At 62.9% G+C, this 11,954-nt stretch carries 13 protein-coding genes; 11 read left to right on the plus strand and 2 right to left on the minus strand.

Features of this window, described 5'->3' with window-relative positions:
- Nucleotides 1–44: 44 nt before the first annotated feature.
- Entirely contained in the window at nucleotides 45–488 is a 444-nt protein-coding gene (locus ASD75_RS17440) for a universal stress protein (protein ID WP_056747152.1), read from the minus strand.
- A 108-nt stretch (nucleotides 489–596) separates the two neighbouring features.
- Between ASD75_RS17440 and ASD75_RS17445 the strand changes: the two genes are divergently transcribed.
- From ASD75_RS17445 to ASD75_RS17485, 9 genes are all read left to right on the plus strand, one after another.
- The gene (locus tag ASD75_RS17445) at nucleotides 597–3,104 is read left to right on the plus strand and encodes a cation-translocating P-type ATPase (protein WP_235511655.1); all 2,508 of its coding nucleotides are present in this window, start codon (nucleotides 597–599) and stop codon (nucleotides 3,102–3,104) included.
- A complete protein-coding gene (gene ccoS, locus ASD75_RS17450) occupies nucleotides 3,104–3,241 on the plus strand; it encodes a cbb3-type cytochrome oxidase assembly protein CcoS (RefSeq protein WP_010460651.1) in 138 nt (45 codons plus the stop codon). Before ASD75_RS17445 ends, ccoS begins: the two co-directional genes overlap by 1 nt.
- A gap of 64 nt (nucleotides 3,242–3,305) precedes the next feature.
- The gene (ccoN, locus tag ASD75_RS17455) at nucleotides 3,306–4,745 is read left to right on the plus strand and encodes a cytochrome-c oxidase, cbb3-type subunit I (protein WP_056747153.1); all 1,440 of its coding nucleotides are present in this window, start codon (nucleotides 3,306–3,308) and stop codon (nucleotides 4,743–4,745) included.
- An 18-nt stretch (nucleotides 4,746–4,763) separates the two neighbouring features.
- Complete coding sequence (gene ccoO / locus ASD75_RS17460) at nucleotides 4,764–5,396, plus strand: cytochrome-c oxidase, cbb3-type subunit II (protein ID WP_056747154.1); 633 nt, start codon at nucleotides 4,764–4,766, stop codon at nucleotides 5,394–5,396.
- A gap of 16 nt (nucleotides 5,397–5,412) precedes the next feature.
- Nucleotides 5,413–5,550, plus strand: a complete 138-nt coding sequence (locus ASD75_RS17465; RefSeq protein WP_015014811.1) for a CcoQ/FixQ family Cbb3-type cytochrome c oxidase assembly chaperone — start codon at nucleotides 5,413–5,415, stop codon at nucleotides 5,548–5,550.
- Between the two features lie 24 nt (nucleotides 5,551–5,574).
- Complete coding sequence (ccoP, locus tag ASD75_RS17470; protein WP_056064389.1) at nucleotides 5,575–6,489, plus strand: cytochrome-c oxidase, cbb3-type subunit III; 915 nt, start codon at nucleotides 5,575–5,577, stop codon at nucleotides 6,487–6,489.
- Between the two features lie 83 nt (nucleotides 6,490–6,572).
- The gene (gene ccoG / locus ASD75_RS17475) at nucleotides 6,573–8,018 is read left to right on the plus strand and encodes a cytochrome c oxidase accessory protein CcoG (protein ID WP_056064386.1); all 1,446 of its coding nucleotides are present in this window, start codon (nucleotides 6,573–6,575) and stop codon (nucleotides 8,016–8,018) included.
- A 64-nt stretch (nucleotides 8,019–8,082) separates the two neighbouring features.
- Nucleotides 8,083–8,361: a FixH family protein gene (locus tag ASD75_RS17480; RefSeq protein WP_056064383.1), complete on the plus strand. Its 279-nt coding sequence runs from the start codon at nucleotides 8,083–8,085 to the stop codon at nucleotides 8,359–8,361.
- 57 nt (nucleotides 8,362–8,418) lie between these two features.
- Nucleotides 8,419–8,712: a hypothetical protein gene (locus ASD75_RS17485; protein WP_056064380.1), complete on the plus strand. Its 294-nt coding sequence runs from the start codon at nucleotides 8,419–8,421 to the stop codon at nucleotides 8,710–8,712.
- A 110-nt stretch (nucleotides 8,713–8,822) separates the two neighbouring features.
- Here ASD75_RS17485 and fnr read toward each other — a convergent pair whose 3' ends face one another.
- Nucleotides 8,823–9,545, minus strand: coding sequence for a fumarate/nitrate reduction transcriptional regulator Fnr (fnr, locus tag ASD75_RS17490; protein ID WP_015014806.1), 723 nt, complete (start codon nucleotides 9,543–9,545; stop codon nucleotides 8,823–8,825).
- Nucleotides 9,546–9,734: 189 nt separating this feature from the next.
- On the opposite strand from fnr, the gene hemN reads away from it, so the two are divergent.
- Together hemN and ASD75_RS17500 are read left to right on the plus strand one after the other, a co-directional pair.
- Nucleotides 9,735–11,117, plus strand: a complete 1,383-nt coding sequence (gene hemN / locus ASD75_RS17495; RefSeq protein ID WP_056064378.1) for an oxygen-independent coproporphyrinogen III oxidase — start codon at nucleotides 9,735–9,737, stop codon at nucleotides 11,115–11,117.
- A gap of 5 nt (nucleotides 11,118–11,122) precedes the next feature.
- On the plus strand, nucleotides 11,123–11,848 hold the full coding sequence (locus tag ASD75_RS17500; RefSeq protein ID WP_056064375.1) for a sulfite exporter TauE/SafE family protein: 726 nt from the start codon (nucleotides 11,123–11,125) through the stop codon (nucleotides 11,846–11,848).
- The last annotated feature ends 106 nt before the right edge of the window (nucleotides 11,849–11,954 follow it).

Here is an 11,954-nt window from a genome sequence, read left to right on the forward strand (position 1 = left end):
GCTACTAGTGCATGTTGTACTGGCGCTAGCAGCTGTTTTTATGCTTAGCGAAGCACCAGCACAGGGATGTGCGAATGTGTCAGCACATGCTGCGTTTCGCTGCCCAGCAGCAGGCGCTTGAGGCCCTTGCGGCCGTGCGATGCCATCACGATCAGGTCGCACTTGTGCTTCTTGGCGGCTGCAATCACGGCTTCGGCCACCAGGTCGGACTTGGCGACCACGGCCTTCACGGTCACGCCTTGTGCGCCGCCCTGGGCTTTCACGCCATCGACCATGGCCTGTGCGGCATCGCCCCACTGGGCTTCGATGCGTTTGACGTCGTTCATGTCCACCGGCATGCCGCCTTCAAAGTAGCTGCGGGGGTAGCGGGGCACCACCTTGAGGGCGACCACGGTGGCGCCGGTCAGTGCGGCCAGGGACAGGCCATGTTCCACCGCTTTGTCCGACAGAGGGGATCCGTCTGTAGCGATCAGGATGCGTTTGTACATAAAAGGGCTCCTCAAAGTGATGGAACAAGCTTAGGATGAATCATGTTCCGGGGCTTGATCCAGGTCAATGTAGTTGTCATGCCCCACAGATAGGCTTGAACCATGTCCATGTTTCAACCCGGTGCGCCGGCTTCTTCTGCGGTGCATCCTTCTGACTGCGTGGCAGATCCGTTGCCGCCGCAGCGGGTAGAGCTGCTGGATGACCCCCAGGAATGGCTGGCGTTCGGCCGACCCTGCACCCCTGCCGGTAGCCCCTTGCCGGGTGGCGCCACCGACCCTGCAACGGCTGACGCCGCAGCCACCGCATGGGACTCCCACGTGGTGCTGGAGGGCATGCACTGCGCGGCCTGTGCCCTCACGATCGAAGACGCCCTGCGGGCCGTGCCCGGCGTGTTGCAAGCCGATGTGAGCGCCGCTACGCGCCGGGCGCGCGTGGTGTGGCAGCCTGGCCGGGTATTGCCGTCGCAGTGGATGGAGGCCGTGCGCCACGCGGGTTACCGTGCCATGCCCGCCATGGATGCGTTTGCGCGCGACCAGCGCCTGCGCGAGAGCCGCCGTGCGCTGTGGCGCTGGCTGGTGGCGGGCTTTTGCATGATGCAGGTGATGATGTATGCGTGGCCCGCCTACGTGGCACAGCCGGGCGACCTGTCGGGCGAGATGGAGCAGCTGTTGCGCTGGGCCTCCTGGGTCATCACGCTGCCCATGGTGGTGTTTTCCTGTGGTCCATTTTTTACCAGCGCGCTGCGAGACATTCGCCTGCGCCGCGTCAGCATGGACCTGCCCGTGGCGTTGGGTATGGCCATCACGTTCGTGGTCAGCACCGCTGGCACTTTTGACCCTGCAGGCATCTTTGGCAAGGAGGTGTACTACGACTCCTTGACCATGTTCGTGTTCTTCCTGCTCACCGGCCGCTGGCTGGAGCTGCGCCTGCGGGATCGCACGGCGGGTGCGCTGGAGGCCGTGATGAACCGCCTGCCCGACAGTGTGGAGCGGCGCGCGGCGGATGGCAGCTTCACCCGCGTGGCCACGCGGCGCATTGTGGTGGGGGACACCATCCGTGTGCTGCCCGGCGAGGCGTTTCCTGCCGACGGCCGCATCACAGCAGGCAGCACCCACGCCGATGAGGCTCTGCTGACGGGCGAATCCACACCCGTTGCACGCCCTGTCGGCAGCACCGTGACGGCGGGCAGCTACAACCTGCAGGCGCCGGTCGAGGTGCTGGTGGAAGGCACAGGTGGGCAAACCCGCTTTGCGCAGATCGTGGCACTGATGGAGAGCGCATCGCTGCAAAAGCCACGGCTGGCGCAGCTGGCGGACCGCATTGCACGGCCTTTCCTGGTCGCCGTTTTGCTGGCGGCGGCGCTGGCGGCTGCCTATTGGTGGCCGTCGGACCCCGGGCATGCGCTGATGGTGGCGGTGGCCGTGCTCATCGTCACCTGCCCGTGCGCGTTGTCACTGGCCACCCCGGTGGCCATGCTCACGGCGGCAGGCACGCTGGCGCGCCACGGCGTGCTGGTGCGCAATCTACAGGGGCTGGAGGCGCTGGCCCAGGTGGACACCATGGTATTCGACAAGACCGGTACGCTGACCCGCGACGGCATGGCGCTGCAAGCGGTGCATCCTGCGGGCGGTTGCAGCGCAGAAGAGGCACTGGACCTGGCCGCAGCGCTCGCGCGCCAGTCCATGCACCCGGCTTCGCGGGCCTTGGCTGCGGCGGCTTCTGCACAGCAGCTGCCGTTGGGGCGTTGGCAGGTGACGGGTCTGCAAGAGGATGCAGGGCAGGGGCTGACTGCTACCGTGGAGGACACCACCGGGGCAGCAGTTGCTCGCACGATCCGCCTGGGCTCTGCCCGCCATGCGGGCGTTGCCAACGATGCCGGCGGTGCTGCGCTGCAGGTCGTGCTCTCTGAGCAATCGGCAGATGGAGTCTTGCGCGAACTGGCCCGCTTTGATCTGGTGGAAGACCTGCGGGCTGAGGCCTCCGCCGTGGTGCACGCCTTGCAGCAGGACGGTGTGGCCGTGCAATTGCTGTCGGGTGACCGCCGGGGTGCAGTGCAGCGGGTGGCCACGCAGGCGGGCATTGCCCAGGCCCAGGGCGAGTGCACTCCGCAAGGCAAGCTGGCCGCGCTGCAGGCACTGCAGTCGCAAGGACACCACGTGGCCATGGTGGGCGATGGCCTCAATGACGGCCCGGTGCTTGCGGGGGCCCATGTCTCTTTTGCCTTCGGCCGCGCAGTGCCACTGGCGCAGTCCCGGGCGGACTTTGTGGTGCTGGGCGACAGCCTGGTGCTGGTGCCGCAAACGGTGCTGCTGGCACGCCGCACCCTGCGCGTGGTGCGCCAGAACCTGTGGTGGGCTGCGGCCTACAACGCGCTGTGTGTGCCGCTGGCGGTGCTGGGCTGGATGCCCGCCTGGCTGGCCGGGCTGGGCATGGCGCTGAGTTCGCTGCTGGTGGTGCTCAACGCAGCGCGCCTGGCGCGCGACCTGCCTTCCTTGCCTGGTTTGCACAGTGCGCCATTGCCCACGGTGGCGTTGCCTGCACGATCCGACCCCATGGCTGGCAGCGCGCCGCAGCCGCCCCTTGATCTTTCCAAGACCCCGCTGGAGCTTGTCTGATGGACATACTTTATTTGCTGATTCCTCTGTCCGTGATGCTGGTGCTTCTGATTCTGGGAGGCCTGTGGTGGGCCGTGTACCACGGCCAGTTCGAGAGCGTAGAACAAGAGGGGGAGCGCATTCTCCGAGACGGTTGACTTGTGTCAATGCCCGATAGCCGCGACTGCAACAAACTCTTACTGCAATACAAAGAGGTGCCCGATGGATTTTCCAAAAACAAATGCTGCGCACTACAACGATACGGTAGTGCGGCAGTTCTCTATCCTGGCCGTGGTGGTGGGGGTGGTCGGCATGCTGGTGGGCGTCATCATCGCCGCCCAGTTGGCCTGGCCAGAACTCAACTTTGGCATTCCGTGGCTGAGTTATGGCCGCTTGCGACCCTTGCACACCAATGCGGTGATCTTTGGTTTTGGCGGCAGCGCGCTGTTTGCTACCAGCTACTACGTGGTGCAGCGCACCTGCCAGGTCCGGCTTTTTGCCGGCCCACTGGCTGCATTCACCTTTTGGGGCTGGGTGCTGGTCATTGCGGCAGCGGTCGTCAGCCTGCCCATGGGTTACACCCAAGGCAAGGAATACGCTGAACTTGAATGGCCCATTGACATCCTGATCACGCTGGTCTGGGTGTCCTATGCCATCGTGTTCTTCGGAACCATTGGCACCCGCAAGGTCAAGCACATCTATGTGGCCAACTGGTTCTTTGGTGCCTTCATCCTGGCCGTGGCTCTGCTGCACCTGGTGAACAGCGCAGCCATCCCTGCGGGCATGATGAAGAGCTACTCGGCCTATGCCGGTGTGCAGGACGCCATGGTGCAATGGTGGTACGGCCACAATGCAGTGGGCTTCTTCCTGACCGCTGGCTTCCTGGGCATGATGTACTACTTCATCCCCAAGCAGGCGGGCCGTCCGGTGTACAGCTACCGCCTATCGATCGTCCACTTCTGGGCGCTGATCTTCACGTACATGTGGGCGGGCCCACACCACCTGCACTACACCGCGCTGCCTGACTGGACGCAATCGGTGGGCATGGTGTTCTCGCTCATCCTGCTGGCCCCCAGCTGGGGCGGCATGATCAACGGCATCATGACCCTGTCGGGCGCATGGCACAAGCTGCGTGACGACCCCATCCTCCGCTTCCTGATCGTGTCGCTGTCGTTCTACGGCATGTCCACGTTCGAAGGCCCGATGATGTCCATCAAGACCGTCAATGCCCTGAGCCACTACACCGACTGGACCATTGGCCACGTGCACTCCGGCGCCCTGGGCTGGGTGGGTCTGATCTCGATGGGTTCGCTGTACTACCTGGTGCCGCGCCTGTTCGGCAAGGACAAGATGCACTCTGTCAAGGCGATCGAGCTGCACTTCTGGATGGCCACCATCGGCATCGTGCTGTATATCGCAGCGATGTGGATTGCCGGCGTGATGCAGGGCCTGATGTGGCGCGCGGTCAACCCCGACGGCACCCTGACCTACACATTCGTGGAAAGCGTGAAGGCCACCTATCCCTTCTATGTGATCCGTGTGGCGGGTGGCTTGCTGTACCTGGGCGGCATGCTGGTCATGGCCTGGAACGTGTGGCTGACTGCCATCTCGGGTCGTTCGGTCAAGGTGGCCATTCCTGCTGTGAACGCGGCCCACGCTTGAGTCCGAAGGAGATCATTCATGTCCAACAACAACACATCTGCTTCGACCGGTTTCTCCCATGAAAAGGTGGAGACCAACAACTTTCTGATGATCGTGCTCATCCTGATCGTGATCGCCATTGGCGGTCTGGTCGAGATCGTGCCCCTGTTCTTCCAGAAGTCCACGACCGAGGCCGTCAAGGGTGTGGAGCCCTACAACGCCCTGCAGCTGGCGGGCCGCGACATCTACATCCGCGAGGGTTGCTACAACTGCCATTCGCAGATGATCCGCCCCTTCCGCGCCGAGACGCTGCGCTATGGCCACTACTCGGTGGCAGGCGAGTTTGTGTATGACCACCCCTTCCAGTGGGGCAGCAAGCGCACTGGGCCTGACCTGCACCGCGTGGGTGGCAAGTACAGCGACGAATGGCATCGCATCCACCTGAACAACCCCCGCGATGTGGTGCCCGAGTCCAACATGCCCGCGTACCCCTGGCTCGAAAAGAACCAGGTGGACCCTGCAGTGATGGCTCCCCGCATGAAGGCCCTGCGCACCGTGGGCGTGCCTTACACCGACGAGCAGATCACTGCTGCGGCGGGCGAGGTCAAGGGCAAGACGGAGCAGGACGCGCTCATCGCCTACCTGCAAGTCATGGGCCGTGCGCTCAAGTAAGCAAAGGAGATATCCCATGGACATCACCACCATGCGCATCGTCGCCACCCTGGCATCGATGGCCTGCTTCATTGGCATCTGGGTCTGGGCCTACCGAGGCCGCAACAAGGCCCGGTTCGACGAGGCAGCCCAGCTGCCTTTCGAGACAGATTGACCTTCACCAGAACGAGAACACCCCATGAGTGACTTCACCAGCAATTTCTGGTCGGTCTTTGTGACCACGCTGACCCTGGTCGGCATCATCGCCTGCGGCATCCTGCTTTGGATGGCAGGCCGCAAGAAGGTGGTTGCCACCTCCGACAACACCACCGGCCACGTCTGGGACGAGGACCTGGTTGAAATGAACAACCCCCTGCCGCGCTGGTGGGTGTGGCTGTTCGTCATCACCATCGTCTTTGGCCTGGGCTACCTGGCTGCCTACCCAGGTCTGGGCAGCTTTACCGGCAAGCTCAACTGGACGCAAAAGGGGGAGTACGAAGCCGAGATGGCCAAGGCCAAGACGGAGCTGGAGCCCCTGTATGCCCGCTTTGTATCCATGAAGCCCGAAGACGTGGCCAAGGACCCGCAGGCCCATGCCATTGGCGAGCGCTTGTTCATGAACAACTGCGCGCAGTGCCACGGCTCGGATGCACGCGGCAGCAAGGGCTTCCCGAACCTGACGGACAACGACTGGCTGCATGGCGGCACACCCGAAAAGATCCGCGAGACGCTGGAGAAGGGCCGCATCGGCAACATGCCTCCCATGGCAGCGGCCGTGGGCACCCCAGAAGACGTGCGCAACCTGTCGCATTACGTGTTGAGCCTGTCGGGTAGCCCGCACGACTCGCTGCGTGCATCGCTGGGCAAGTCCAAATTTGCGGCTTGCGCGGCCTGCCACGGCATGGATGGCAAGGGCAACCAGGCACTGGGTGCACCCAATCTGACCGACGATATCTGGCTGCATGGCTGGGGCGAGGCTGCCATCACGGCCATGATCAACAACGGAAAGGTCAACCAGATGCCTGCACAAGCCGAGAAGTTGACCGAGGCGCAGATCGGCGTACTCTCTGCCTATGTGTGGGGCCTGTCGAACAAGCAGGTGGCTGCACGTTGATATGTCCACCGGGCGGTGCTTGAGGCACTGTGCCCGGGTTTCCTTTTCAAAGTAAGCCTGTCCTCCGTTCATAAAGCGACACCATGAGCACACCCAGCGAGCCTGCTCGCAAGGTCATCCCGATTACGCCAGTCGCCGCCGATGCGTCCTCTGCGGGCGAGATCATCTCGCTGTACGAAGCGCAAAAGAAGATCTACCCGCGCTCGATCAGCGGATTGTTTGCGCGCTGGCGTTGGGGCATGGTGCTTTTGACGCAGCTGGTGTTTTACGGGCTGCCGTGGTTTGAATGGGGCCAGCGCCAGATGGTGCTGTTTGATCTCGGGGCTCGCAGGTTCTACATCTTTGGCCTGGTGCTCTATCCGCAGGATTTCATCTATCTCACCGGCCTTCTGATCATTTCGGCGCTGTCGCTGTTCCTTTTCACCGCCGTGGCAGGGCGCCTGTGGTGTGGCTTTGCCTGTCCGCAGACGGTGTACACCGAAATGTTCATGTGGATCGAGCACAAGATCGAAGGCGATCGCAGTGCCCGCCTCCGTCTGGACAACGGTCCCTGGACGTTCGAGAAGATCCGCAAAAAATTTCTCAAGCAGGTGGTGTGGATCGCCGTGGCCCTGTGGACCGGGTTCACTTTCGTAGGGTACTTCGTGCCCATCCGCGAACTGGGCAGCGAGCTGCTGGCGTTTGAAGGCGGCTGGCAGATTTTCTGGGTGCTGTTCTACGGTTTTGCCACCTACGGCAACGCAGGCTTCATGCGCGAGCAGGTCTGCAAGTACATGTGCCCCTATGCGCGCTTTCAGAGCGCAATGTTTGATAAAGACACGCTCATCGTCACCTACGACCCTGAGCGTGGCGAGCAGCGCGGCCCGCGCAAGAAGAACATTGACTACAAGGCCCAGGGGCTTGGCGACTGCATTGACTGCTCGCTGTGTGTGCAGGTCTGTCCGGTGGGCATCGATATCCGCAAGGGCTTGCAATATGAGTGCATTGGTTGCGGGTTGTGTGTGGACGCCTGCAATACGGTGATGGACAAGATGCAGTACCCGCGTGGCCTGATCCGCTATTCCACCCAGAACGGCGTGGCCAAGCGCTGGACGCAGTCCCAGATGCTGCGTCGCGTGTTGCGTCCCCGTGTGCTGATCTACACCGCCGTGCTGGTAGCACTGTGCGTTGCCATGCTGGCCAGCCTGGTGGTGCGCACGCCGCTGAAGGTGGATGTCGTGCGTGACCGGGCCGCGCTCTCGCGCATTGTGGCGGGGGGCAAACTGGAGAATATTTACCGGCTGCAGATCATGAATGCCACGGAGGGCGAACAGCGCTACCGCATCAGTGCGCGTGGACTGGAGGGGCTGGAGGTGGCCTCCGAGGTCGAAGTGGATATTGGCGCAGCAGAGTCGCGCTGGGTGGCCGTGCGTTTGCAGATTCCGTACGGTTCCGCCACGTCGGGCTCGCATGCGGTTCAGTTTGACGTGCAGGCCGTAGGGGCAGCTGCCCACGTGACGGAAAAATCCGTGTTTCTTGTGCCGCGTTGAGCGGCATCCCGGTGGGGCCTTTCAGGGTCGCACTTTGACCGATATTGTTGAGGAGTAGAGCACCATGTCTTCAAACCCTGCCATCGCTACACCGGCAGTTCCCGTGCCCTGGTGGAAGTTCGGCCATGTGTGGCTGGTGATTGCCGGGCCTGCCATCGTGATCGTGGCTGGCTTTGTGACGCTGTGGCTGGCGATTTCTCGGCCTGACCCGGTGGTGGCCGAGGATTACTACCGCCAGGGCATTGAGATCAACAAGACCTTGGTGGCGCCGGAGAAAAGCCTGGCACCGGCCCTCAAGGCCCGCAACCATGCGGCCACCCCTGTGCAAGACCAACCACGCTGACAACCCTCCGGTCGCTGCCCCCAGCGACCCCAGGCAGCACCAGGAGACAGAACCGATATGTGGACGCAACGCCTGATGTGGATTGCATGGCCCGCCTTCTTGATGGCGGGCGTGCTGGAGATGCTGGTTTTTGCCATGGTGGACCCCCAGGACCTGCACTGGTTCGGCCAGCCCCTGGCGCTGTCACGGCAAGGGGTGTACACCCTCGCATTTTTTGTGTTTTGGGCCATCACCATGGCAACGAGCGCATTGACGACACTGCTGTCCATGTCTCCGTTCGAGGTCAACCGGTGCCCGGTGCCCGATGGGGAGCGCCCCGACGATTGCCGCAAGACATCGTCCTGCCCCTGAGCCCTTTTCGCCTGCTTGTCTGGGCATGCAATGCATGCCGTTTCGCAAGAGATGGTTGTACTTTGTGCTGAACCGACCCTCTGCGTGGAAGTGGCTCAGTGTCAGTGTCGTCAGTGGCAGGTCTGCTGGCTGTTCACAATGCGTCGCAGGGCATCGGTGTCGAGGATGCGCACATGGCGCTGTTTGACTTCCACGATCCCTTCTTCCACAAACTTGGAGAAGGTCCGGCTGACCGTTTCGAGTTTGAGGCCGAGGTAGCTGCCGATTTCTTCGCGCGTCATGCGCAACACCAGTTCCGACTGCGAGAAGCCCCGTGCATGCAGGCGCTGCACCAGGTTCAGCAAAAAGGCGGCCAGGCGTTCCTCGGCACGCATGCTGCCCAGCAGCAACATCACGCCGTGCTCGCGCACGATCTCGCGACTCATGATCTTGTGCACGTGGTGCTGCAGGGCTGTGACTTCGCGTGACAGCTCTTCAATGCGGTCGAAAGGCATGACACACACTTCAGCATCTTCAAGTGCCACCGCATCACAGGTATGGTGGTCATTGACGATGCCGTCGAGCCCGATGATCTCGCCCGCCATCTGAAAGCCCGTGACCTGGTCGCGACCGTCTTCCGTGGCCACGCAGGTCTTGAAGAACCCGGTGCGGATGGCATACAGGGACGTGAAGGACTCGCCATTGCGAAACAGCGTGCCTCCGCGTTTGACTTTGCGACGGACGGCAACCACCTCGTCAATGCGCTGGAGCTGCTCTTCGTTCAAGCCCACGGGCATGCACAGCTCGCGGAGGTTGCAGTTGGAGCAGGCGACTTTGATGGTGAGCGGGTTCATAGGCACATGGACTTGGGTTGTTGGTCGAGCATATCGTGCTTGCCGTACACGAACCTGAATACAGGGCGCGGGCGAGCGGCTGACCTTCATCAAATTGTCGCCGTATCGCTTGTTGGTTCACTTGATGCAGGTCAAGGACATGTCCCGGAGCCTACGGCACAGTCAAGGTGTACGCAAGGAAATTTCCCCATGACTGCTGTTTCGCCAGATCTTCTGCGCCGCTTTGACGTGCCAGGGCCCCGTTATACGTCCTATCCAACGGCCGACCGATTTGTGGAGGCCTTCGGTCAGGAAGATTATGTGCTGGCGCTGCAACAGCGCCGTTCGGGCACGCTGGCCAAGGCCATGCCGCTGTCCCTGTACGTGCACATCCCGTTTTGCGAATCCCTGTGCTACTACTGCGCCTGCAACAAGATCATCACCAAACACCATGACCGCGCCGAGGTCTACTTGCGCTACCTGAGCCGCGAGATCGACCTGCACACCGCGCACTGTGGCGTAGGACAGGTGGTGAGTCAATTGCACCTGGGCGGTGGCACGCCCACCTTCCTCTCAGATGCGGGCTTGCGGGAGCTGATGGCCATGCTCAAGCGCAGCTTCACGCTGGCGCCCGGTGGCGAATACTCGATCGAAGTGGATCCGCGCACGGTCAACTCTGAGCGTCTGGCGCTCCTGGCTGAATTGGGCTTTAACCGCCTGAGTTTTGGCGTGCAGGACTTTGATGCCGAAGTGCAAAAGGCCGTGCACCGCATTCAGCCTGCAGAGCAGGTTTTTGCACTGGTGGAGTCCGCCCGCTCGCTGGGATTTGATTCGGTGAACGTGGACCTGATCTACGGCCTGCCGCGCCAGACGCCAGAGTCTTTTGACCGCACGCTGGCGCAGGTGGCGCAGCTGCGGCCTGACCGCATTGCGTTGTATGCCTATGCACACTTGCCGGAGCGTTTCAAGCCACAGCGTCGCATCATCTCCGCCGAATTGCCCACAGGCGCGAGCAAGCTGTCCATGCTCTCGCGCTCACTCGATGCGTTCATGGACGCTGGGTATGTCTATGTGGGCATGGACCACTTTGCTCTGCCTACCGACGCACTGGCTGTGGCCAAGCGCCAGGGACGCTTGCACCGCAACTTCCAGGGCTACAGCACGCAGCCAGACTGCGACCTGATTGGGCTGGGCGTATCGGCCATCGGCCGGGTAGGGGCGACTTACAGCCAGAACTCCAAGACGCTGGACGAGTACTACGACTTCCTGGACCAAGGGCGGCTGCCTGTGGTCCGCGGGCTGGCCCTGACCCGCGACGACCTGGTGCGCCGCGCGGCCATCATGGCCCTGATGTGCCAGGGCGAGCTGCTGTTCGAGCCGATGGAGCAGGCGTGGCTGATCGATTTCCGCCAGTACTTCGCAGCAGAGTTGGCGCAGCTGGAGGGTATGCAGGAGCAGGGGTTGGTACGGGTGGGTCCGGAGGGCATTGAAGTGACCGCCACCGGGTGGTTCTTCGTGCGCGGTATCGCCATGGTTTTTGACCGTTATCTGCAGGCGGACCGCAACCGCGCCCGGTTTTCGCGCATCATCTGACACCTATGCTTGCCACTGTTGGCTGGACTGCTTTGCTCATGGGACTCGCTGGCGGGTCCCATTGCTTGGCCATGTGTTCCGCGCCGTGCGGAGCATTGGTGCGGCAGGGCGGCGCACCACAGGCGGACGGTGGTGTGGAGCAGGAGGTGCGCTGGGCGCCGCGTGGCGGTGCGCTGCAGCGCACCATGGCCTTTCACGCAGGGCGCCTGGTGGGGTATGCCAGCGCAGGTGCACTGGCGGCCTTGGCCATGGACAGTCTGGCATGGCTGACCCAGCAGACTAGCGCGCTGCGTCCCGCCTGGACACTCATGCATGTGGCGGTGATGGCCTGGGGGCTCATGATGATGGTGCAGTCGCGGCAGCCTGCGTGGGTGGAGCAGGCGGGCCGCTCCGTGTGGGCGCGTGTTCGTCCGCTGGTCGGGGCTCCGGGCGGAGTGATGGCGGCCGGGGTTCTGTGGGCCCTGATGCCTTGTGGACTGCTCTATTCGGCCCTGTTGGTCGCGGCGCTCAGCGGGGGGGCGCTGGAGGGGGCCCTCACCATGGCGCTGTTTGCAGTGGGCAGCGGGGTGTGGCTGGTGGGCGGCCCCTGGGCTTGGAGCAGCCTTCGCAACCGCCTGAATCTCGCGCGGGCGCAGTGGGGCACAAGGGCCGCAGGCGCCATGCTTTGCGCGGTAGCAGCCTGGGCGCTGTGGATGGATCTCATTTACAAGCCGTCGCTCTGGTGCCGCTGAGCGCGCGGCGCTGATCCGTCCAAATCACCCCAGTCGCCCCGGGGCTGGAAGGTGGGCGATGCCTTTGTCGCGGGGACTGGGGCGGTCCAGCCAGGCCCGCTTTCAG

Source organism: Acidovorax sp. Root568 (assembly GCF_001427445.1).
Taxonomy (GTDB): domain Bacteria; phylum Pseudomonadota; class Gammaproteobacteria; order Burkholderiales; family Burkholderiaceae_C; genus Acidovorax; species Acidovorax delafieldii.